At 69.8% G+C, this 21,785-nt stretch carries 22 protein-coding genes and 1 tRNA gene; 6 read left to right on the top strand and 17 right to left on the bottom strand.

Annotation, left to right across the window (positions count from 1 at the left end; translation table 11 throughout):
• Nucleotides 1-15: 15 nt before the first annotated feature.
• The 11 genes from rpoB to HHX40_RS05085 form a co-directional block, all read right to left on the bottom strand.
• Nucleotides 16-3,489, bottom strand: coding sequence for a DNA-directed RNA polymerase subunit beta (gene rpoB, locus HHX40_RS05135; protein ID WP_182879626.1), 3,474 nt, complete (start codon nucleotides 3,487-3,489; stop codon nucleotides 16-18).
• Between the two features lie 422 nt (nucleotides 3,490-3,911).
• The gene (locus HHX40_RS05130) at nucleotides 3,912-4,418 is read right to left on the bottom strand and encodes a hypothetical protein (RefSeq protein ID WP_310737948.1); all 507 of its coding nucleotides are present in this window, start codon (nucleotides 4,416-4,418) and stop codon (nucleotides 3,912-3,914) included.
• Nucleotides 4,415-4,903: a hypothetical protein gene (locus HHX40_RS05125; RefSeq protein WP_182879625.1), complete on the bottom strand. Its 489-nt coding sequence runs from the start codon at nucleotides 4,901-4,903 to the stop codon at nucleotides 4,415-4,417. Before HHX40_RS05125 ends, HHX40_RS05130 begins: the two co-directional genes overlap by 4 nt.
• 188 nt (nucleotides 4,904-5,091) lie before the next feature.
• Complete coding sequence (rplL, locus tag HHX40_RS05120; RefSeq protein ID WP_111699917.1) at nucleotides 5,092-5,487, bottom strand: 50S ribosomal protein L7/L12; 396 nt, start codon at nucleotides 5,485-5,487, stop codon at nucleotides 5,092-5,094.
• Nucleotides 5,488-5,563: 76 nt separating this feature from the next.
• A complete protein-coding gene (gene rplJ / locus HHX40_RS05115) occupies nucleotides 5,564-6,088 on the bottom strand; it encodes a 50S ribosomal protein L10 (RefSeq protein ID WP_111699918.1) in 525 nt (174 codons plus the stop codon).
• 211 nt (nucleotides 6,089-6,299) lie between these two features.
• The gene (locus tag HHX40_RS05110) at nucleotides 6,300-7,139 is read right to left on the bottom strand and encodes an LppX_LprAFG lipoprotein (protein ID WP_182874090.1); all 840 of its coding nucleotides are present in this window, start codon (nucleotides 7,137-7,139) and stop codon (nucleotides 6,300-6,302) included.
• 201 nt (nucleotides 7,140-7,340) lie between these two features.
• Entirely contained in the window at nucleotides 7,341-8,054 is a 714-nt protein-coding gene (gene rplA, locus HHX40_RS05105) for a 50S ribosomal protein L1 (RefSeq protein WP_111699920.1), read from the bottom strand.
• 74 nt (nucleotides 8,055-8,128) lie between these two features.
• Nucleotides 8,129-8,560: a 50S ribosomal protein L11 gene (gene rplK / locus HHX40_RS05100; protein ID WP_182879624.1), complete on the bottom strand. Its 432-nt coding sequence runs from the start codon at nucleotides 8,558-8,560 to the stop codon at nucleotides 8,129-8,131.
• 93 nt (nucleotides 8,561-8,653) lie between these two features.
• The gene (gene nusG / locus HHX40_RS05095) at nucleotides 8,654-9,427 is read right to left on the bottom strand and encodes a transcription termination/antitermination protein NusG (protein ID WP_111699922.1); all 774 of its coding nucleotides are present in this window, start codon (nucleotides 9,425-9,427) and stop codon (nucleotides 8,654-8,656) included.
• Between the two features lie 56 nt (nucleotides 9,428-9,483).
• Nucleotides 9,484-9,741, bottom strand: coding sequence for a preprotein translocase subunit SecE (gene secE / locus HHX40_RS05090; protein ID WP_111699923.1), 258 nt, complete (start codon nucleotides 9,739-9,741; stop codon nucleotides 9,484-9,486).
• Between the two features lie 76 nt (nucleotides 9,742-9,817).
• A tRNA-Trp gene (locus HHX40_RS05085) sits at nucleotides 9,818-9,890 on the bottom strand.
• 234 nt (nucleotides 9,891-10,124) lie between these two features.
• Here HHX40_RS05085 and HHX40_RS05080 point away from each other — a divergent pair.
• The gene (locus HHX40_RS05080; protein WP_111699924.1) at nucleotides 10,125-11,330 is read left to right on the top strand and encodes a pyridoxal phosphate-dependent aminotransferase; all 1,206 of its coding nucleotides are present in this window, start codon (nucleotides 10,125-10,127) and stop codon (nucleotides 11,328-11,330) included.
• Between the two features lie 111 nt (nucleotides 11,331-11,441).
• Here the strand turns inward: HHX40_RS05080 and HHX40_RS05075 are convergent, their stop codons facing one another.
• The 3 genes from HHX40_RS05075 to HHX40_RS05065 form a co-directional block, all read right to left on the bottom strand.
• The gene (locus HHX40_RS05075; RefSeq protein ID WP_220498727.1) at nucleotides 11,442-12,683 is read right to left on the bottom strand and encodes an ATP-binding protein; all 1,242 of its coding nucleotides are present in this window, start codon (nucleotides 12,681-12,683) and stop codon (nucleotides 11,442-11,444) included.
• A gap of 156 nt (nucleotides 12,684-12,839) precedes the next feature.
• Nucleotides 12,840-13,856, bottom strand: coding sequence for a PASTA domain-containing protein (locus tag HHX40_RS05070; protein WP_182879623.1), 1,017 nt, complete (start codon nucleotides 13,854-13,856; stop codon nucleotides 12,840-12,842).
• A complete protein-coding gene (locus tag HHX40_RS05065; RefSeq protein ID WP_111699927.1) occupies nucleotides 13,853-14,353 on the bottom strand; it encodes a SigE family RNA polymerase sigma factor in 501 nt (166 codons plus the stop codon). Before HHX40_RS05065 ends, HHX40_RS05070 begins: the two co-directional genes overlap by 4 nt.
• Nucleotides 14,354-14,426: 73 nt before the next feature.
• Here HHX40_RS05065 and HHX40_RS05060 point away from each other — a divergent pair, with 73 nt between their 5' ends.
• Nucleotides 14,427-15,446: an adenosine deaminase gene (locus HHX40_RS05060; protein ID WP_182874093.1), complete on the top strand. Its 1,020-nt coding sequence runs from the start codon at nucleotides 14,427-14,429 to the stop codon at nucleotides 15,444-15,446.
• A 23-nt stretch (nucleotides 15,447-15,469) separates the two neighbouring features.
• Here HHX40_RS05060 and HHX40_RS05055 read toward each other — a convergent pair whose 3' ends face one another.
• On the bottom strand, nucleotides 15,470-15,613 hold the full coding sequence (locus HHX40_RS05055) for a hypothetical protein (RefSeq protein WP_167521441.1): 144 nt from the start codon (nucleotides 15,611-15,613) through the stop codon (nucleotides 15,470-15,472).
• 259 nt (nucleotides 15,614-15,872) lie between these two features.
• On the opposite strand from HHX40_RS05055, the gene HHX40_RS05050 reads away from it, so the two are divergent.
• Nucleotides 15,873-17,267: a WD40 repeat domain-containing protein gene (locus HHX40_RS05050; protein ID WP_182879622.1), complete on the top strand. Its 1,395-nt coding sequence runs from the start codon at nucleotides 15,873-15,875 to the stop codon at nucleotides 17,265-17,267.
• Between the two features lie 35 nt (nucleotides 17,268-17,302).
• Here the strand turns inward: HHX40_RS05050 and HHX40_RS05045 are convergent, their stop codons facing one another.
• Complete coding sequence (locus HHX40_RS05045; protein ID WP_182879621.1) at nucleotides 17,303-18,142, bottom strand: hypothetical protein; 840 nt, start codon at nucleotides 18,140-18,142, stop codon at nucleotides 17,303-17,305.
• A complete protein-coding gene (locus HHX40_RS05040; RefSeq protein WP_182874097.1) occupies nucleotides 18,126-18,668 on the bottom strand; it encodes an RNA polymerase sigma factor in 543 nt (180 codons plus the stop codon). The genes HHX40_RS05045 and HHX40_RS05040 overlap by 17 nt, the downstream gene beginning before the upstream one ends.
• A 196-nt stretch (nucleotides 18,669-18,864) precedes the next feature.
• On the opposite strand from HHX40_RS05040, the gene HHX40_RS05035 reads away from it, so the two are divergent.
• The 3 genes from HHX40_RS05035 to HHX40_RS05025 all read left to right on the top strand — a co-directional run bounded on the left by HHX40_RS05035 (nucleotide 18,865) and on the right by HHX40_RS05025 (nucleotide 21,769).
• Nucleotides 18,865-19,596: a class I SAM-dependent methyltransferase gene (locus HHX40_RS05035; RefSeq protein WP_111699931.1), complete on the top strand. Its 732-nt coding sequence runs from the start codon at nucleotides 18,865-18,867 to the stop codon at nucleotides 19,594-19,596.
• An 89-nt stretch (nucleotides 19,597-19,685) separates the two neighbouring features.
• Nucleotides 19,686-20,384 (top strand): response regulator transcription factor, encoded by a 699-nt coding sequence (locus HHX40_RS05030; protein ID WP_182879620.1) that lies wholly within the window; start codon nucleotides 19,686-19,688, stop codon nucleotides 20,382-20,384.
• Nucleotides 20,384-21,769: a sensor histidine kinase gene (locus HHX40_RS05025; protein WP_182874098.1), complete on the top strand. Its 1,386-nt coding sequence runs from the start codon at nucleotides 20,384-20,386 to the stop codon at nucleotides 21,767-21,769. Before HHX40_RS05030 ends, HHX40_RS05025 begins: the two co-directional genes overlap by 1 nt.
• The last annotated feature ends 16 nt before the right edge of the window (nucleotides 21,770-21,785 follow it).

Genomic DNA, 21,785 nt, shown 5'->3' with positions numbered 1-21,785 from the left:
TAATCCCCTTTTGAATCAGACCTCGTCGACGGTCATCGCGCCCTCGTGGGGACGCCGGGACAGGTCGATGCCAAGCTCTTCTGCCGCGCGGAAGACATCCTCGTCGGTGTCCCTCATCTCGATCGACATGCCGTCGCTCGAAAGGACCTCGACGTTCAGGCAGAGCGACTGCATCTCCTTGATGAGAACCTTGAAGGACTCGGGAATGCCCGCCTCTGGGATGTTCTCGCCCTTGACGATGGCCTCGTAGACCTTCACCCGGCCCAGGACGTCGTCGGACTTGATCGTCAGCAGCTCCTGCAGGGCGTACGCCGCGCCGTAGGCCTCGAGGGCCCACACCTCCATCTCGCCGAAGCGCTGGCCGCCGAACTGCGCCTTACCACCCAGCGGCTGCTGGGTGATCATCGAGTACGGGCCGGTCGAGCGAGCGTGGATCTTGTCGTCGACCAGGTGCAGCAGCTTGAGGATGTAGATGTAGCCGACCGAGATCGGGTGCGGGAACGGCTCGCCGGAGCGGCCGTCGAAGAGCCGGGCCTTGCCGTTCTCCCCCACCATGCGGGAGCCGTCCCGGTTGAGCAGTGTGCTGTCGAGCAGGCCGACGATCTCCTCCTCGTGGGCGCCGTCGAACACCGGCGTGGCGACCTTGGTCCAGGGCTCGACCCTGTCCATGTCCTTCTCGCGCAGGCGCTCGGCCCAGGCCTCCTCGATGCCGCTGACGTCCCATCCGCGGGCGGCGATCCACCCGAGGTGGGTCTCCAGCACCTGGCCGACGTTCATCCGGCCGGGCACGCCCAGCGGGTTGAGGACGATGTCGACGGGGGTGCCGTCCTCCAGGAACGGCATGTCCTCCACCGGAAGGATCTTGGAGATGACGCCCTTGTTGCCGTGGCGGCCGGCGAGCTTGTCGCCGTCGGTGATCTTGCGCTTCTGCGCCACGTACACGCGGACCAGCTCGTTCACGCCCGGAGGAAGCTCGTCGCCCTCCTCGCGGCTGAACACCCGGACGCCGATGACCTTGCCGGACTCGCCGTGCGGCACCTTCAGGGAGGTGTCGCGGACCTCGCGGGCCTTCTCACCGAAGATCGCGCGAAGCAGGCGCTCCTCGGGGGTCAGCTCCGTCTCACCCTTGGGGGTGACCTTCCCGACGAGGATGTCGCCGGTCACCACCTCGGCGCCGATGCGGATGATGCCCCGCTCGTCGAGGTCGGCAAGCGCGTCCTCGGAGGCGTTGGGGATGTCCCGCGTGATCTCCTCGGGGCCCAGCTTGGTGTCGCGGGCGTCGACCTCGTGCTCCTCGATGTGGATCGAGGAGAGCACGTCGTCCTGCACCAGGCGCTGGGACAGGATGATCGCGTCCTCGTAGTTGTGGCCCTCCCACGGCATGAACGCCACGAGCAGGTTCTTGCCGAGCGCCATCTCGCCGTTGTCGGTGCACGGACCGTCCGCGATGACCTGGCCCTGCTCGACCCGGTCGCCCTCGGCCACGATCGGCTTCTGGTTGAAGCAGGTGCCCTGGTTCGACCGCTTGAACTTCGCGACCCGGTACGTCGTACGGGTGCCGTCGTCGTTCATCACGGTGACGTAGTCGGCGGAGACCTCCTCGACCACACCGGCCTTCTCGGCGCTGATGACGTCACCGGCGTCGGTGGCGGCGCGGTACTCCATGCCGGTGCCGACCAGCGGGGCCTCGCTCTTCAGCAGGGGCACCGACTGGCGCTGCATGTTCGAGCCCATGAGCGCGCGGTTGGCGTCGTCGTGCTCGAGGAACGGGATCATGGCGGTCGCGACCGACACCATCTGGCGCGGCGAGACGTCCATGTAGTCCACCTCGGACGGGTGGACGGCCTCGAACTCGCCGCCCTTGCGGCGGGCGAGCACCCGGGACTCGGCGAAGCTGCCGTCGGCGTTCAGGACCGTGTTGGCCTGGGCGACGACGTGCCGGTCCTCCTCGTCGGCGGTGAGGTAGTCGATCTCGTAGGTGACGCGGCCGTCCACCACCCGGCGGTACGGCGTCTCGACGAAGCCGAACGAGTTGACCCGCCCGAAGGACGACAGCGAGCCGATCAGACCGATGTTCGGGCCTTCCGGCGTCTCGATCGGGCACATGCGGCCGTAGTGCGAGGGGTGCACGTCGCGGACCTCGAAGCCGGCCCGCTCACGGGACAGACCACCGGGACCGAGGGCCGACAGACGCCGCTTGTGCGTCAGGCCGGCCAGCGGGTTGGTCTGGTCCATGAACTGCGACAGCTGGGAGGTGCCGAAGAACTCCTTGATCGACGCCACGACCGGGCGGATGTTGATCAGGGTCTGCGGCGTGATCGCCTCGACGTCCTGGGTCGTCATGCGCTCGCGGACGACGCGCTCCATGCGGGCCAGGCCCAGCCGGACCTGGTTCTGGATGAGCTCGCCCACCGTGCGCAGACGGCGGTTGCCGAAGTGGTCGATGTCGTCGGTCTCGACGACGACCGACCCGTTCTCGCCCATCGTCTCCTCGCCGGCGTGCAGCCGGACGATGTACTCGATGGTCGCGACGATGTCCTCGTCGGTCAGCGTGCCCTGGGTGATGTCGGAGCCGACGCCCAGCTTCTTGTTGATCTTGTAGCGGCCGACCTTGGCGAGGTCGTAGCGCTTGTGGTTGAAGTACAGGTTCTCCAGCAGCGCCTGCGCCGACTCCTTGGTCGGCGGCTCGCCCGGCCGCAGCTTCCGGTAGATGTCGAGCAGCGCGTCGTCCTGGCCGGAGGTGTGGTCCTTCTCCAGGGTGGCCCGCATCGACTCGTACTGGCCGAAACGCTCCAGGATCTGGTCGCTGGTCCAGCCCAGCGCCTTCAGCAGCACGGTGACCGGCTGCTTGCGCTTGCGGTCGATGCGCACACCGACGCTGTCGCGCTTGTCGATCTCGAACTCGAGCCACGCGCCGCGCGACGGGATCACCCGGCAGCCGAACAGGTCCTTGTCAGAGGTCTTGTCCACAGAGCGGTCGAAGTAGACACCCGGCGACCGGACGAGCTGCGAGACCACCACGCGCTCGGTGCCGTTGATGATGAAGGTGCCCTTCGAGGTCATGAGCGGGAAGTCGCCCATGAACACCGTCTGGCTCTTGATCTCACCTGTCGTGTTATTGATGAACTCCGCCGTGACGAACATCGGGGCGGAGTAGGTCATGTCCTTGTCTTTGCACTCATCTACGGAGTACTTGGGTGGCTCGAACCTGTGATCCCGGAACGACAGGGACATGGTTCCGGAGAAGTCCTCGATCGGACTGATCTCCTCGAAGATCTCTTCGAGACCTGATTGGGCCGGAACGTCCTTGCGCCCGGCCTGGCGAGCCGCCTCGACCCGGCCCTTCCATCTCTCGTTCCCGAGCAACCAGTCGAACGACTCGGTCTGCAGGGCGAGAAGGTCGGGTACTTCGAGCGGCTCCTCGATTCGTGCGAACGACACGGTACGGGGACCGGCGGGTACGGCGGAGGCGTTGCGCGAGGCTGCCAACAGATGTCCTTCCGAGGGCTCGCGGACTGACTACACGCACGCCAGACGACCAAGATCAGAGGTTACTCAGAGAAGCGGTCGTCAAAGGGCAGCGCAAAGGGGCAGTGTAGCCGATCGGCATACACCTGTCCACTCCGCTCTCGCTCTGCGCTCCACGTTGCTGGCAGCATCACCCGTCCGCGCCGAAACGTCAAGCCCGAGAGCCGACATTTCGCCTAACCGACAGGGGTCACGCTGGGTTTTCCCGCCCTCGGGACCATAGCGAACGCCGGGGATCCAGTCCCTACCCGGGACCGGAGACGGGTAACGCTCAGTCACGCGAACGGCCCAACGCTGACCGTGGGTCTACGCTGCCGTGCCCTTGAATACCCATCTACAACCCTGGCTCAAACGCCTTCTTTGCTAACAATTTAGCCACGCGCTCAGGGGGCGGGCGTGTCCCCCAGCAGGGTGGACAGCCGGGAGGCCCGCCAGCCGTCGCCCTGCGTCACCATCACCAGACGCGCCCTGCCCTGGCTGACCTGCTGCTTCGGCTCTTCCTCGCCCCCGCCGGACCGTGTCGTGACCATGTTCACGAACAGCAGCACGCGGACCTCGTCGGGCGTCGCCGACTCCACGCCCGCGGCCGCCACGACGGTCTGCTGGACCGTCCGCCGCTCCCGCGCCTCCGGGCCCAGCGTCGCCGCGAGCGTGCGGTAGTGCTCGGCCAGCTCCCCGGTCGCGTGGCCGCCCGCCCGCGCCATGTCCCGGTCGATCGTACGGTAGTCGTACGACAGCATGTCGGGGGCGTACGACCGGGCTGCCGCGAGGGCCTCGCGGGCGGCCGTGTCGGCGGCCTGGAGACGGCGCAGGTCCAGCAGCAGCCACACGGCGGCGACGGCCAGCCCCACGGCGGCGAGCGCCGGCAGCGCCCGAAGCAGGCGCCTCACTGCACCAGCTCCGCCCGGGAGACCAGCCACAGACCCGACGCCTTGGTCACGTCCATCCGCCAGCGGAAGAAGCGCTCCTCCGGGGCGGCCTTCCTGCCGTCCTCCCAGTGGATCACCGCGTCGGCGACGACGAGGACCTGCGCCGTACGCCGGTCTCCGGCGATGGAGGCGAGCGCGGACGCCCGCAGGACGCCCGTCTGGACGGCCTTGTTCTTCAGCGTGGCGGACCTCAGGACCGCCTGACCCGCGGCGTAGCGCGCCCTCTCCGTGCCGGTTGAGGTGGCCAGCGCGCGTTTGATGTCGTCGTCGATGCGGTGGTGGTCGATCGTCATGAGGCTCACGGCATGCGCCATGGCGGCCCGGACCGCCATCTGCCGGTCCTGCACGGCCGCCTCGGCCTCCGTACGGGCCCCGGCGAGGCGCTGGACCACCAGGGCCAGCACGACCGCGACGAGGACGAGCCCGACGGTCAGCGCGCGCCGCATCCCCGTCCACCTCCCCCAGCACCCGACCGTCTCGGCCTGATCACGTCGCGCCGGATCCTACGTCCCGACCATAGATCAACGGGCCCGCCCTGCCCATAGGGTCTGGATTCCGTAGGGGTCCGGGCACGCGAAAGGGGCGGTCCCATCCGGCACCTGGATGGACCCGCCCCTTCGGTGAAGCGTGAGAACTACTTGACCGTGACGGTCGCGCCGGCGCCCTCCAGGGCGGCCTTCGCCTTCTCGGCCTGCTCCTTGTTGACCTTGCCGTCGAAGACGGGCTTCGGAGCGCCGTCCACGAGGTCCTTGGCCTCCTTGAGGCCCAGGCTCGTCAGGGCCCGGATCTCCTTGATGACCTGGATCTTCTTGTCGCCGGCGGCCTCGAGGATGACGTCGAACTCGTCCTGCTCCTCGGCCTCCTCGGCGGCGGCACCGGCGCCACCGGCGGCCGGGGCGGCGGCGACGGCGACCGGGGCGGCGGCCTTGACGTCGAAGGTCTCCTCGAAGACCTTCACGAAGTCGGACAGCTCAAGGAGAGTCATCTCCTTGAAGGTCTCGAGCAGCTCGTCGGTGCTGAGCTTCGCCATGATGTTCCTCCAGTGGATCTAGCAGAAAACGTGTAAGGGGACCGCGGTGCGCGCTTCCCCCGCCCGCTGCGCGGACCTACTCGCCGGCCTCTTCGCGCTTGGCGCGCAGAGCCTCGGCCAGTCGAGCCATGGTGGTGGGCAGCGCGGCGAAGGTGGCGGCAGCCTGGGACTGCTTGGCCTTCAGCGCACCGGCCAGCTTCGCGAGGAGCACCTCACGGGACTCAAGGTCGGCAAGCTTGGTGATCTCGTCGGGGGTCATCGACTTGCCGTCGACGACGCCACCCTTGATCACCAGGAGGGGGTTGGCCTTGGCGAAGTCACGCAGCCCCTTGGCCGCCTCCACCACGTCGCCCTTGACGAACGCGATGGCGGTCGGGCCCTGGAACAGATCGTCCAGAGCGGTGATCCCGGCGTTGTTGGCCGCGATCTTGGTCAGCGTGTTCTTCGCCACGGCGAACTTCGCATTCCCACCGAGAGAAACACGCAGCTGCTTGAGCTGCGCGACGGTGAGACCGCGGTATTCGGTCAGAACGGCGGCGCTGGATCCTTCGAACTCACTCTTGAGCTCGGAGATCGCGACGCTCTTCTCCGCCTTCGCCATGGGCCTCCTTCCAGATGTGCCGCCGGCGGAAGGCCCTCGGAAAACAGACAAGCCCCGGCGCAGGCGCACGGGGCTTGGGCAGACGTCATACGTCCTCAAGCGTCTCCACACCTACGCGGGCCGTCCACTCACGTGGATCCTTCAGTCATCGGGCTGCACGCCCGGTGACGACCGGCGGTCTTCGGCAGGAGACAGACTACGTTGTCAACCGTCAGGACGGCAAATCGGCGGTGGCGCGCTGCGGCAGCTCGCCCACCTGGTCGGCCGCCGGCGCCTTGATGGAGACCGGCTCGTTGAACGACTTGAACATCGCCGTGGCCTTGAACGCGCCGGCGTCCGGCTTGCCGCCGTTCAGCTCGACCTTCCGCGGCAGGCCCTGGGCGTCGATCCACGCGTCGAACTTGACGTCCTTGGCGCCGGCCAGCTCGCCGCGCAGCTGCGAGCGCTGGTCGTCGGACAGCTGCTTGACCGCCTCGTCCACCGGGAACGTGCCCGCGTAGTGGGTCGTGTCCACTCCGCCGACCTGCTCGCTGCCCACCGACTTGACGTCCTTGGACGCCGTGAGGAGCGCGGTGCTGGTCTTCAGGTCGAACTGCCGGGCCTGGGCGAGGTACTGGTCGACGTCCACGCCCGCCTGCGAGCCGAGCTGCTTCAGGTCGAGCCTGATCCACGGCTTGGTGGCGCCCAGCAGGTTCTTGAGCATGTCGACCTTGACGTACGCCACTTCGCCGTCGACGATGACCCGCACGCCGCCGGGCAGGTTCTGGCCGTTGAACGACACCTGGCTCAGGTTGATGTCCGTGGCGACCTGCGGGCTCTTCTGGTAGAGCATCGTGCCCTGCACGACCCCCGCCTGGGCACCCTTGGCGTCGGTGACGTTGACCACGAGATCCGCGGCGTACGTGTTGACGTCGTCGGCCTTCTGCGCGCTCTGCTGCAGGACCTCGGACGCCGAGAGCGTGACGTTCTCGAGAGACGGAGTCGCGGTCGTCCCGCATCCCGCGACCGTGATCGCGGCAACCGCCCCCGCGGCCACTAGTAGTCGTCGCATTTTTCCATCCCTTTCTGGGTTCCCCCTTTACCTGCCCTTGACCCTATTCGCCTAACGCCCTCCGTGCGTCGCGCCTGTCGCAACCCTCATGACATGTGCACAAAACCTCCACATGCGCATGGACAGACAGAAGCCCCCGCCCGATGTCTCGGGCGGGGGCTTCTGTCAGGCTCGGCGGCCTGTCCGGCCGTCGTGGAACGGTCAGGCGTCGATCTCGGCGGTCATCGCCCGCGTCACGTTCGGGTCGACCGGGATGCCGGGGCCCATGGACGTGGTGAAGGTGACCTTCTTGAGGTAGCGGCCCTTGGCGGCCGACGGCTTGAGACGAAGCACCTCGTCCAGCGCGGCGGCGTAGTTCTCCACCAGCTGGCGGTCGTCGAAGGACGCCTTGCCGATGATGAAGTGCAGGTTCGCGTGCCGGTCGACGCGGAACTCGATCTTGCCGCCCTTGATGTCCGTCACGGCCTTGGCCACGGCGGGCGTCACGGTGCCGGTCTTGGGGTTCGGCATGAGGCCACGGGGGCCGAGCACGCGGCCCAGGCGGCCGACCTTGCCCATCATGTCCGGCGTCGCGACGACGGCGTCGAAGTCCAGACGGCCCTTCGACACCTCGTCGATCAGCTCGTCGGAGCCGACGATGTCGGCGCCCGCCGCGCGGGCCTCCTCGGCACGGTCACCGGTCGCGAAGACCAGGACCCGGGCGGTCTTGCCGGTGCCGTGCGGGAGGTTGACGGTGCCGCGGACCATCTGGTCGGCCTTGCGCGGGTCGACGCCCAGACGCAGGGCCACCTCGACGGTGGCGTCGAACTTCGTGGTCGCGGTCTTCTTGGCCAGCCGCACACCGTCCAGCGGGGCGTACAGGGCCGCGCGGTCGACCTCGGCCGCCGCGTTCTTCCAGCTCTTGCTGCGCTTCACTTCATACTCCTAAGGAGATCGTGGTCCGGGCCGCGCATCGGCCCTCCCACAGCGTTCGAATTCGCCGGTGAGAGTCAGTCGGCGATGGTGATGCCCATGGAGCGGGCGGTGCCGGCGATGATCTTCTCGGCGGCCTCGACGTCGTTGGCGTTGAGGTCCTGCATCTTGGTCTCGGCGATCTGGCGAAGCTGCTCGCGGGTCAGCTTGCCCACCTTGTCCTTGTGCGGGTTCGCGCTGCCCTTCTGCAGACCGGCGGCCTTCTTGATCAGCTCGGGCGCCGGCGGCGTCTTCGTGATGAAGGTGAAGCTGCGGTCTTCGAAGATGGTGATCTCAACGGGGATGATGTTGCCCCGCTGGGACTCCGTCGCCGCGTTGTACTGCTTGACGAAGTCCATGATGTTGACGCCGTGCGGACCGAGCGCGGTACCGACCGGCGGCGCGGGGGTGGCCTGGCCAGCGGGAAGCTGGACCTTCACCAGGGCCGCGACTTTCTTCTTTGGAGGCATTAGTCCTTCTCCGGGTCCTTGGTCCTACAAAAGCCTCACGGCACGCCGGAACACGGCGTGCGTGAGGACGGCTATCGAGTCTACGCGAGCCGGTCAGATCTTCGAGACCTGGTTGAACGACAGCTCAACCGGGGTCTCCCGGCCGAAGATGGAGACGAGGACCTTGAGCTTCTGCGACTCGGCACTGATCTCGCTCACCGTGGCCGGCAGCGTGGCGAACGGCCCGTCCATGACGGTGACCGACTCGCCGACCTCGAAGTCGACGGTCGCGGTGGTCGTCTTGGCCGCGGCCTTCTTGACTTCCTCGGACGGCTCCGGGGCGAGCAGCTTGGCGACCTCATCGAGGTTCAGCGGGCTCGGCTTGTTGGACAGCCCGACGAAGCCGGTCACACCGGGCGTGTTGCGCACGGCGGCCCAGGACTCGTCGGACAGCTCCATCCGGACCAGCACGTAGCCGGGAAGCACCCGCTCCTTGATCGGAGTCTTCTTGCCGCCCTTGAACTCGGTGATCGTGTGGGTCGGCACCTCGACCTGGAAGATGAAGTCCTCCATGTTGAGGGACCCGATACGGCTCTCGATGTTCTGCTTCACGCGGTTCTCGTAACCGGCGTAGGAGTGGATGACGTACCACTCGCCGAACTGACCGCGAAGCTGGCGCTTGAACTCCTCGACCGGGTCGACATCGGGGAGGACGTCGCCGTCCTCGTCGACCTGCGCGGCGGCCTCGGCCGAGTCTTCGCCGCCGTCACCGCCGTCAGAGTCGGCGGCCGTGGTCTCCTCGACCTCTTCTACGGCCTCGTCCTGCTCGGTGCCCCACTCGTCATGCTCGTCATGGGAGCGGTCGGCCGGCATCGGGGACTCGGACACGGGACTCTTCCTTCTTCGCTTGGTGTCGTGGACGTGCTACGACGTCTCGGGCCGGATCAGGATCCGCCGAAGACCCACAGCACAGCCTTACCCAGCACGGTGTCGATCCCGAAAACGAGCGCAACCATAATCACGACGAAGACCAGGACGACCACCGTGTAAGAGATCAGCTCAGTGCGCCTCGGCCAGATGACCTTACGCAACTCGGCGACGACCTGCCGGTAGAACAGAGCGGGCGAGGTACGCCTTGCCTTCTTCTCGCCGGTTGGCTTACCGGGCTTTCCAGCGGTCTCGCCGCGGGTGTCGATCGCCACAGTCCTCACCTGATCCGTCGTGTCCGTCGCAGCTTGCGGCGCGCTTTCACGCCATTGTTGCGCGGACCGCACTCCGCAGGGCACGAGGGACTCGAACCCCCAACCGCCGGTTTTGGAGACCGGTGCGCTACCAATTGCGCTAGTGCCCTAGGCCGTGCACCACGATACCCGAGAAACGCGTTGACGCATCCGTCCGTTGCTCACGTGGCCCACTAGTCGGTGAAGTGTACGCGGGAATCACCACTCCGTCGAACCAGAACGCTCGCACGCCGTCCGGAGACGCCCCGGCAGCGCTCCGGTTCGGACCCAAAGTTACCGTGCGGACCCGCCCGCGGGCCGGATATGGATGCGAAACCGCGCGGCGCGTCTGGAACGATGGAGGCATGACCCGACCTCGCATCTCCGCACGCATATCCGCGATCTCCGAGTCCGCGACTCTGGCCGTGGACGCCAAGGCCAAGGCGATGAAGGCGGCCGGTCGGCCGGTCATCGGCTTCGGCGCCGGCGAGCCCGATTTCCCCACTCCCGGCTACATCGTCGAGGCGGCCGTCGAGGCGTGCCGGAACCCCAGGTTCCACAAGTACACGCCCGCCGGGGGCCTGCCCGAGCTCCGGCAGGCGATCGCCGACAAGACGCTGCGTGACAGCGGGTTCCGGGTCGAGGCCGCCCAGGTCCTGGTGACGAACGGCGGCAAGCAGGCGGTCTACGAGGCGTTCGCCACCCTGCTCGACCCCGGTGACGAGGTGCTGGTCGTGGCGCCGTACTGGACGACGTACCCGGAGGCGATCAAGCTCGCGGGCGGCGTCCAGGTCGACGTGGTCACCGACGAGACGACCGGCTACCTCGCCTCGGTCGAGCAGTTCGAGGAGAAGCTGACCGACCGCACGAAGGCGCTGCTGTTCGTGTCGCCGTCCAACCCGACGGGGGCCGTCTACTCCCCCGCCCAGGTCGAGGAGATCGGCCGCTGGGCGCTGGACAAGGGCCTGTGGGTCGTCACCGACGAGATCTACGAGCACCTGGTCTACGGCGGGACGGAGTTCTCCAGCATCGCCACCGCCGTGCCGGAGCTGCGCGACCGGGTCGTCGTGCTGAACGGCGTGGCCAAGACGTACGCGATGACCGGCTGGCGGGTGGGCTGGCTGATCGGCCCGTCCGACGTGGTCAAGGCGGCCACCAACCTGCAGTCCCACGCCACCTCGAACGTCTCCAACGTCGCGCAGGCCGCCGCGCTCGCCGCGGTCTCGGGCGACCTGTCGGCCGTCGCCGAGATGCGCACGGCCTTCGACCGGCGCCGCCAGACCATGGTCCGGATGCTCAACGAGATCCCCGGCGTGGTCTGCCCCGAGCCGTTCGGCGCGTTCTACGCGTACCCGTCGGTGAAGGCGCTGCTCGGCAAGGAGATCCGCGGCAGGCGCCCGGCGTCGTCGGCCGAGCTGGCCGAGCTCATCCTGGAGGAGGCCGAGGTCGCGCTGGTGCCCGGTGAGGCCTTCGGCACCCCGGGCTACTTCCGCCTCTCCTACGCCCTGGGCGACGACGACCTGGCCGAGGGCGTCAGCCGGCTGGCCAAGCTGCTGTCCGAGGCGCACTAGCACTTCGCCCATCCGGCACGAAGGCCCGGCCCCCACCACGCGGGACCGGGCCTTCGCCATGCCGGCGACAAGGTGAAACAACGTCTTGCGGTCGAACCGCCGTGGCCGCGTTCAGGACCAGAGGACGCAGATGGGCGCCGCGACGATTCTCTCGTCCATCTCTATGACACGCGGACCGGTGTGCAGCACGACACCGGCCACGAAGCGATCGCCCAGTTCGTCCCGCAACCACCGCAGGTGCTTCGCGTCGTCGTGCCGCGGAGCGGCGGCGGCCTTCACCTCGATCCCGATCACTCGTCCCATGCCGAGCTCCAGGATGATGTCGACCTCGTGCCGTCCCTGGTCCTGCCGCAGATGGTAGATGCGGGGCCGGCTGTCGCAGACCGGCGCCTCCGCGCGCAGCTGCTGAACCACGAAGGTGTCGAGCAACCGGCCGAGCAGATCGCCGTCGCGGAGGATCGCTCGTTCGTCCACCCGCAGCAGGGCCGCGACCAGTGCAGGGTCGACGAGATAGCGCTTGGACCCGCGGATCAACCGCTTCAGGCGATTGCTGAACCAGGCGGGAACCTTGTCGGCGACCAGGAGATCGCGGAGGAGGCGCTCATACGCCTCTCCCGTACGGGCGTTCACGGCGGCCGCGTCATAGAGCGTCTTGTCCGTGACCACACCGGCGGTGTTCAGAGCCAGCGCCTCCATGTAAGCCCGGAGACGGACCGGGTCGCGCCGTCCGTCGAGTGTCTCGATGTCCCGCGTCAAGGTCTGCTCGATGTAGCTGTCCAGCCACCGGGCCCGCACCGAAGGCGGCATCCACTGAGCCTCGGGGAAGCCGCTGCGCAACGCCAGATCCACATAGTCGGCCAGATCGGGCGGCTGCGCCGGTGTGGCGAGTTCCCGCACCCGTCCCTGCGCGAGCAGATCGGCGAAAGCGGGTCTCCTCGTGTTGCGCTCAAGCTCCTTGACCGCGAGTCCCATCATGTCGATGCGGACCACCCGTCCCGTGCCGGGCCAGGTCCGGCCGCCGAAGTCGGACCATACGGAGCCTGTGAGGATGAATCGGCCCGGGCGGTGGTCGCCGTCCACCGCACGCTTCACCGCTCCGAGCACGTCCGGCACGATCTGCCACTCGTCCAGCAGGACCGGCTCCGCAAGCCGTCCCAGGGCCGCATCCGGATCGGCGAGGAAGGCGGCGTTCTCCCTGTCCCGGTCGAGCCGCACCACGGTTTCGACGTGCCGGACGGCCGTGGTGGTCTTGCCCGTGGCCCGCGGGCCGACCAGCATGATCGCGGGTAGCGTCCGAAAGAGTTCGTCGATGATCGGATCCACCATGCGCGGGATGTAGGAATCACGGCTCACGCAGGCACATTACCAATTTGACCCAGTGCTCAGTACCAATCTCCCCCAGCTCTGAGTACAACTTCGACCCACGTCATGGTGCGACGATGACCCAGTCGGGGGGTGGGCCACGCCTCCGGTTCGGAGAGCCGGCCGGAGGCGTCGCGGGGCGGAGTGTCAGCGGTCGAGAGCGACGCCGGCGGCGATCTTCCGCAGTTCCCGGTCGGCCGCGGCCCGGCCGATCTTCGCCTCGTAGTCGGGGCTCATCATCACCTCGATCCCGACGCCGGGAGCGAGGGTCCACGTGATCGTCCGGGTGCCCCCGTCATTGATCTCGTCGCCGCCCTCCGACAGGCTGATCAGGTACGCCTTCTTTCCGTCGACGTCGACCGGCTTGGCGCCCTGCCCGGCGTAGCCTCTCAGCCGCTTCGCGAACAGGCTCGCCGCCGCCTTCCGGTAGACGATCATCTGGACGCTGTACACGCCGGGCTCAAGCCCCGGCTCCACCCAGCTCGTGGTGTAACTCTCGGTGCCGAACCCGTCCTTGCCGGACCACTTGCCCCATTCGAGGTCCTTGGGCAGGTAACCGACGTGGACGCCGCCGAGGGTCCGGCCGTCCCCGAGGTCGCCGAGGTCCTGCGGCGTCCACGAGGTCTGCGCGTCCGGCGCGGTGTCGGACGTCGAGACGACCGTCGTCGCAACGGTGATCGTGACCGCCGCCCCGGCGGGCGCGGTCGTCCCGGGGGACGGCGTCTGCGCGATGACCGTCCCCTCCGGGGCGTCGCCGGTGACGACCTTCACCATCCGCACCGTGTATCCGGCGTCGTCCAGGAGGGTCATGACGTCCTCGGCGCTCTTGCCGACCACGTCGGGGACGACGCCCTCGGGTACGGCGACCGTGTCACCGGAGCCGATCGCGGGCGGGGTCGCCGTCTCCTGAGAGGTGACGCCGGCACCGGCCCCGCTCCCCGGTCCGGCGAGGCCGCCGGCGACCGGGTCGGTGCCGGGCTGGGCGGTCAGCGCCACGGGCACCCCCACCGCGACCGCCGCGGTGAGCACGGCGGCTCCCGCCGTACGAAACCGGACGGCGGTGCGGCGGCTGCGCCGCCGCACCGACTGGCCCAGGGACGGCGGCGCTTGCACACCGGCGACCCGCGCGGCCATCGCGTCCCTCAGCGCCTCCTCGACGTTCATGCCGACACTCCTTCCAGGTTCTCCATTCGTGCCCGCACGCGGGCGAGGCCGCGGGCGGCCTGGCTCTTGACGGTGCCGACCGAGCAGCCGAGCAGCGCGGCGGTCTCGGCCTCCGACAGGTCCTCCCAGTAGCGGAGGACCAGTACGGCCCGCATCCGGGCCGGCAGTTTCCTGAGTTCGGCGACCAGCACGTCCCGCAGGCCGAGGTCGGGCGACTCCACCGGCGTCTCCGGCGGCTGGGCGAAGGTGATCTCCTTGATCACCCTGCGCCGCCTGGCCCTGCTGATCGCGCCGTTCACCACGACCCGCCGCGCGTACGCCTCCGGGTTGTCGTGACGGATGCGCGGCCAGTGGCGGTAGACCTTCTCCAGCGCGCTCTGAACCATGTCCTCGGCGTCGGTGGCGGAGGCGCCGCAGACGAGGATCGCGGTGCGCAGGAGGGCGGTGCTGCGCGCGGCCAGGAACTCGTCGAAGGCCGCCTCGTCTTCATCGGTCATGAGCTCCCCTTTCTCCCGTCCACAACGCGCGAGCCCGGCGGCGGGTTGAGAGCGGATACGGCAGGATATGGAGATGGCACGCCCACTCGAAACGCTCCCCAAGGCACACCTGCACCTGCACTTCACCGGCTCGATGCGGCACTCGACGCTCATCGAGCTCGCCCGGGATCAAGGCGTCCACCTGCCCGACGCGCTGGTGCAGGACTGGCCGCCGAAACTGCGGGCGACCGACGAGCGGGGCTGGTTCCGGTTCCAGCGGCTGTACGACATCGCGCGGTCCGTGCTGCGCCGCCCGGAGGACGTGTACCGGCTGCTGCGCGAGGCCGCCGAGGACGAGGCCAGGGAAGGCTCACGCTGGCTGGAGATCCAGGTCGACCCGTCCGGGTACGCGCAGCGTTTCGGCGGGCTGACCGAGACCCTGGAGCTGATGCTCGACGCGACGGAGAAGGCGGCGCGGGCGGCGGGGATCGGGATGGCGGTGATCGTGGCCGCCAACCGCACCCGGCACATGCTCGACGCCAGGACGCTGGCCCGGCTCGCGGTGCGGTACGAGGGCCGGGGCGTGGTGGGCTTCGGGCTGTCCAACGACGAGCGGCGGGGCCGGGCCAGGGACTTCGAGCACGCCTTCCGCATCGCCAGGCGCGGGGGCCTGCTCGCCGTACCGCACGGGGGCGAACTGCTGGGGGCGGCGAGCGTCGCCGAGTGCCTCGACGAGCTGGCCGCCGACCGGATCGGGCACGGGGTGCGCGCGGCCGAGTCGCCCCGGCTGATGGAACGACTGGCCGACCGGCAGATCACCTGTGAGGTGTGCCCGCTGTCGAACGTCGGGCTGGGGGTCGCCGAGCGGCCCGAGGACGTGCCGCTGCGGCGGCTGTTCGAGGCGGGAGTGCCGATCGCGCTCGGCGCCGACGACCCGCTGCTGTTCGGCGCCCGGCTGCTGCCGCAGTACGAGCTCGCCAGGGAGGTGTACGGCTTCGCCGACGCGGAGGTCGCCGAGCTCGCCCGGCAGTCCATCCGGTCGTCGGCCGCCCCCGAACCGGTCCGGAAGGAACTCCTGGCCGAGATCGACGCCTGGCTCGCCGCTCCCGCGTGACCTCCCCCATCCGGCCCGAGGCATCAGCGCCGCAGCAGCAGTCGCAGCACGCGCATGGCCCGGGCACGGCGGGCGGAGTCGGCGGAGAACAGGTAGACCACCGTGAGAGCGGCCGGCAGCGACAGGCCGGCGACGCCGATGGCGGTCAGCTGGGACAGGATCGTCATGGGTGGATCCCTTCGGGTAGGCGGCGTGCGCCGCGGGGACCGGCGGTCATTCCGCGGGCCCGCGCGGCGACAGCCGGCCGCCGGTGATCCGGCGGTGATCCCAGGGTGAAAGACGCCGGAGGCCCGTTGACGGTTACGGCCGATCTTTGACACCACCGGACGAAGTCGTACGCCCCCTGACAGGCGCCGTACGTCCTGCGGCGGTGGCGTCACGCTAAACGCTGTGTGTTGTGCGATGGTCTGGGATGCTCGGTCCACGATGTCCGAGAACTCGTCACCCACCTCCGGTGAGGAGGCGCTGGCCGCGCTGCGCGACCGATTACAGGAGCTGTACCGGCGCCGGGGCAGGCCCAGCTACCGCGAGCTGGCCAGGCTGACCGGCCAGGCGCTCAGCCACACCACGGTCGGCATGGTGATTCACTGCCGGAAGCTGCCGCGCCTCGGCCAGCTCGAACTCGTCGTCGAGGCTCTGGACGGCGACCCGGAGGCGTACCAGGCCCTGTGGCTCGCCGCCGACGAAGCGGACTCGGCGGCGGCGGGCACGAGCGCCCCGGCGCGACTCGGAGGGCCGTACCGGCCGACCGGCACCGCATTCCCTCATACCGAAGCGATCGGCGGCGTGGCGTTCCATCCCGACGGCCGTCTCCTGGCCACGCGCACCGAGGGCAGGAACGCGACGGTGCGACTGTGGGACGTGGCCACCGGCAGTCCTCTCGGCGACCCCCTCACCACTCGCAACGGCTGGGTCCACGAGCTGGCCTTCCACCCGGACGGACACCTTCTCGCGGCCGCGGGCGACGCGGCGCTGCGTCTGTGGGACGTGACCACCGGCGAACCGGTCGGCGCCCCCCTGACCCTCCACTCCGCGGGCCACCGGACCGTTGCTTTCCACCCCGGCGGCCGACTGATCGCCGTCGGCGGAGGCGACGACACCGTGCGGCTGTGGGACGTGACCACCGGCAGACCCGCCGGCGACGTCCGTACGGGCCACAGACATCCGGTCTTCGCCATCCGGTCTCTGACCTTCCACCCGGAGGGCCGGCTGCTGGCGACCGCGGGCAACGACGCGACCGTACGGCTGTTCGATGTGATCACCGGCGAACCGGTCGGCGGACCTCTGGTCGGGCACAAGAGCGAGGTCACCGGGGTGGTCTTCCATCCGGACGGTCATCTGCTCGTGTCCACCGGCAACGACGCGACCGTGCGGCTGTGGGATGTGATGACGGGCGAACCGGTCTGCTCCCCGCTCATGGGACACATCGGCTTCGTCTCCGAACCGGCCTTCCACCCCGACGGCCGGCTGCTCGCCACCGCCGGGCTGGAGGACGGGGACGTGCGGCTGTGGGATGTGTCCGCTCACCGGCCGGTCGGCGAGCCCCTCTCCCACAGCGGCGCCGTCCGCGCGCTGGCCTTCCACCCCGACGGTCACCTGCTGGCCACCGGCGGCACCGATGCGACGCTGCGCCTGTGGCGGGGCGAGTCCACGCCCGAGCCGCACCTGTCACGCCGCCGCGCCGACCGGCTGCGCGCCCGGCTCACGGCCGTACGAGAGGATCGTGACCGGCTGGCGCGCGAGGTCGCCGCCTTGGGAGCCGCGCCGGGAGCGGAGGGCGACGGGCCGTCGCGGCAGGTGCAGCGCGGCGGCGGCCGATAGCCGGCCCCCTCCGCCGCTCCCCCGCGCGTTCCGCTTCAGCGGACGGAGGAGGCGATCCGCACGGCCTCGTCGCGGCCGGGGCCCTCAAGGCGCAGCCCGACCAGGCCGTGCTGCCAGATGAGCGTGGGCCCGGCCACCCGCTCCTCCCGCGCCCGGCCCTCCGCCGAGACGTACGACACCCCGTGGTTCCGGGAGATCCACCAGCCGCCGACCGCGCCCACCTGCTCCGGCCACGGCTCGCCCAGTTCCTTGTGCCAGACGACGGCCAGCGTCCCGTCGTACTCGTCGAGCCGGATGCCCGGCCACAGCAGCGTCACGACCCGGCCGCCGTCGGCCACGCGGACGTCGGCCGGTTCGCCCAGCGCGGACGGCACGGCGACGGGGAACCGCACGGCCCGCCGCGCCTCGGCCAGCGTGACCCGGCGCTCGCCGGGGAGCGGGCCGGGCAGTCCCGTCGGCAGCGGCCCTGCGCCGCCGACGTGGATCTCCACCCCGGCGAACCGGAGCACCGACACCACCGCGGCCCGTCCCTGCGGGGTCGCGCCGAGCAGGGTCGCCACCAGCACCGCCACCAGGGCGGCCGCGAGGCGCGGCGACGGCCGCCTGAGCCACCACTTGGGCCGCCAACCGATCCGGCGAGTGGGCAGGATCGGCGCGTCGTCGTTCTCCAGCCGGGCCCGGACGGCGAGCGCCACGTCGGCGGGAGGCGGCCCGGAAGCGCCCAGGTGCTCTCCGAGCGCCCGCAGCCGCTCCTCCAGCGCCTCCACGGTCGTCTCCGCCGGCTCCGTCGTCTCAGGGCCGTCCAAGGCGTCGGGGGCGTCCGGCGTCTCCGGGATGTCGGGGTCGCCGGGACGGCCGTCATCCGAGATGCTCACGGCCCACCTCCTCCCGCAGGCGTCGCAGGGCCCGGAACGTCCGCGACTTCACCGTGCCGAGCCGTACGCCGAGGACCTCGGCCGTCTCCGCCTCGGACAACTGCAGGAAGTACCGGCACACCACCGCTTCGCGTTCCCCGTCGGGCAACCGCCGCACCGCCTCGTACAGGCGGCTCCTGCCGTCCGCGCCCATCGCCGCGCTCTCCGGGTCGTCCGGCTCGTACGGCTCCCGCTCCCGGCCCAGCCGTACGGCGAGGTCGGAGCGGCGGCCACGCGACCGGGTGAGGTCGTGGGTCACGTTGGCCACGATCCGCAGGAACCACGGGCGGAACGACGCGTCCCTGCGGAAGCTCCGCAGATGGCGGAACGCCTTGACGAAGGCCTCCTGGACGACGTCCTCGGCCTCGTCGCCCGCGCCGAGCAGGCTCGCGGTACGGTGCGCGATCGTGCTGTAGCGGGTGACCAGCACCTCGTAGGCGCCGAGATCACCGGCCAGCGCGCGGGTCACAGCCTCGTCGTCGTCCATCGGGGGGAAATGTCACTCGGGGGGCGTCGGGAAGGTGAAGACTATGGGGGGACGGATGATCCGTCCACGAACTACGGGGAAAAGACCGTCGAGAACCCCGAAGCGTGTCCCGGCCCACCCCCGCGCGAAGCGGATACCGGCCGATAGGACGGGCACTACACTTTCCACGATCGTCAGCGCTGCAAACGAGGATTCTATGTCTGGGTATGACCGAGTAGTCCAGCCGGCCGCCGGCGACGAGGCTCTGGAGAACCACCTCGGCGGCGACGAGGCCAAGAACTACCGGCAGTACGAGTTCGACATGGTCGCGCCGCACGTCGGGCGGTCGTTGCTGGAGATCGGTTCGGGGCTCGGGCACTTCGCGGAGCAGTTCCTGCCGCGTCTCGACCGGCTCGTGGTGAGCGACTTCGATCCCTACTGCGTGGAGCAGCTGCGGAAGCGGTTCGCCGACCGCGACGACGTGTCGGTGCTGCAGTTCGGCCTGCCGACGCGGATTCCGCTGGACGAACCGGTCGACACGGTCGTGATGATGAACGTCCTCGAACACATCGAGGAGGACGCCGAGGCGCTGCGGTCCCTGGCCAGGGTGACCGCCCCCGGCGGCCGGATCGTCATCTGGGTGCCGGGCTACATGCAGCTTTACGGGGACTTCGACCGCAAGGTGGGGCACGTCACCCGCTACACCCCGGCCACGCTCCGCAAGACGGTCACCGACGCCGGCCTCGGCGTCGAGGTGCTCAAGCCGATCAACTTCCTCGGCGGCATCGCCTGGTGGGCGGCCGTACGGCGGGGTGGCGTGGGCTACCCCGACCCCCGGCTCGTCAAGATCTACGACCGGACCGTGGTGCCGGTGACCCGGTTCATCGAGCGGTTCGTCACCCCGCCGTTCGGCCAGACCGTGTTCTGCGTCGCCCGCGTGCCACGATAAGTCGCACACGTCCTGAAGGAAGTCGCTCGCGTCTCGGAATCGACCGGCGAAATGCGACCAAGGACGTAGACCTGCACAATGGGTCCCCAATGAGTGAAACCAGGATCCTCGTCGTGGAGGACGAGCCGAACATCAGAGACATCGTGGAAGTCGCGCTCCGGTTCCACGGTTTCACGGTGACGGCCGTCGGCACCGGGGCGGCCGCGATCGACGAGGTCGGCAGGGACCAGCCCGACCTGGTCGTCCTCGACGTCATGCTGCCCGACATCGACGGCTTCGAGGTGTGCCGGCGGATCCGCGTGGACGGCGTCCACCCCCCGGTGATCTTCCTCACCGCCCGCGACGCGGTCGCCGACACCGTGCGCGGGCTGGGCCTCGGCGGGGACGACTACGTGACCAAGCCCTTCTCCGTCGAGGCGCTGATCGCCCGGATCCGTGCGGTGCTGCGCCGTACGACCGTGCCCGCCGCGGCCGAGCGGGGACAGGGACCGACCCTCCGGGTGGCCGACCTGGAGCTCGACGAGGCGCGGTGGGAGGTGCGCCGCGGCGGCGTGCCGGTGGACCTGTCGCCGACCGAGTTCCGCCTGCTGGCGTTCCTGATGGCCAACGCCGGGCTGGTGCTGACCAAGAGGCGCCTCCTGGAGGAGGTCTGGGGCTACGGCGGGAGCTCCCAGGTGCTCGAAACCTACATCTCCTACCTGCGGCGCAAGCTCGACCCGCTCGGGCCGCCGCTGATCCACACCCAGCGCGGCATCGGGTACGCGCTCCGCCCGCCCCAGGGTTCGTGATGTCGCTGCGGACGCGGCTGCTCGCCGGGCTGCTCGGCGTCAGCGCCGTCCTGCTCGTCGTGCTCTCCCTCGCCAGCGTCGTGGTCCTGCGCGGGCACCTGCGTACGCGCCTGGAGGGACAGGTGCAGGCGGCGACGGTCACGGCGGCGCGGCGGGTGGTCGAGGACGACCCGCTGGCGCAGGCGCTCACCGGCTCCACCTACGCCGTCGCGGCCTACGACATGGCCGCCGGGAGGGCCCATCTGGTCAGCGGCGACGCCGACAACGCCGCGGTGGTCCCCGGGCTGGCCGAGGCGCTGGGCAGGAGCCGGCTGCTGGCGTACGCGGCGCAGGGTGACACCTTCGACCTCGATCCCGGCGGGGAGAACGAGATGATCGCGGCGGCCGCGCTGTCCCGGAGCGGCCTGCGGCTGATGGTCGTCGCGGTGCCCCTGGACGCGGTCGACGACCCGGTGCGCCACCTTCTCGTCAGCGAACTGGCGACCGGCGGGGTGCTGATCCTGCTGCTGGCCGCCGGCGGGCGGCTGCTGATCGCCGGTGGTCTGGCTCCACTGGGCAAGATGGCGCGGACCGCCCACCTGGTGGCCGAGGGAGGCGACCTGTCGGCCCGCATGCCCGAGGGGTCGTCGGAGGTGGGCAGGCTCGGCGCCGCGATCAACCTGATGCTCGACCGGATCGCGGACGCCTTCCGGGACCGCCAGGCGTCGGAGGACCGGGTGCGCCGCTTCGCCGCCGACGCCTCCCACGAGCTGCGCACCCCGCTGTCGACCATCTCCGGGTACGCCGAGCTGTACCGGGCGGGGGCGATCCCGTCCGGGGACCTTCCGAAGATCATGGGAAGGATCGAGGCCGAGGCCAACCGCATGGGCCGCCTCGTGGGCGAGATGCTGGAGCTCGCGCGGCTCGACCGCGGCGCGGCCCTGGCCCTCGCCGAGACCGACCTGGCGCAGCTGGCCCGGGAGGTCGCGGCCGACTCGGCAGCCCTCGACCCGGCGTACCCGGTGACCGTGGACGCTCCCTCCTCGCTGGTCGCGGTCGTGGACGAGGCCAGGATCCGCCAGGTGCTGGTGAACCTGCTCGGCAACGTGCGGGCGCACACCCCCGAGGACACCAAGGCCACCGTACGGATCCTGCGCGCCCCCGGCGCGGTGACGATCCAGGTGTCGGACACCGGCCCCGGCATGAGCCCGGAGCAGGCCGAGCGCGCCTTCGACCGGTTCCAGCGGGGGGAGGACCACCTGTCGGGCGGCGCGGGGCTCGGCCTGTCGATCGTGAAGGCCATCGTGGAGGCGCACGGCGGCCGGTGCCGGATCATCTCCTCCCCTGGCGGAGGCACGGCCGTACATATCGGGCTCCCGGTGGTGCAAAAGGCTACTGGCGGGTAGTTAACGAGCACAGCTC

It is taken from the genome of Microbispora sp. H10949, from assembly GCF_014161435.1.
GTDB lineage: Bacteria > Actinomycetota > Actinomycetes > Streptosporangiales > Streptosporangiaceae > Microbispora > Microbispora triticiradicis.
The sequence above is the reverse complement of the archived record's forward strand: the minus strand, read 5'-3'. Positions and strand labels throughout refer to the sequence as shown.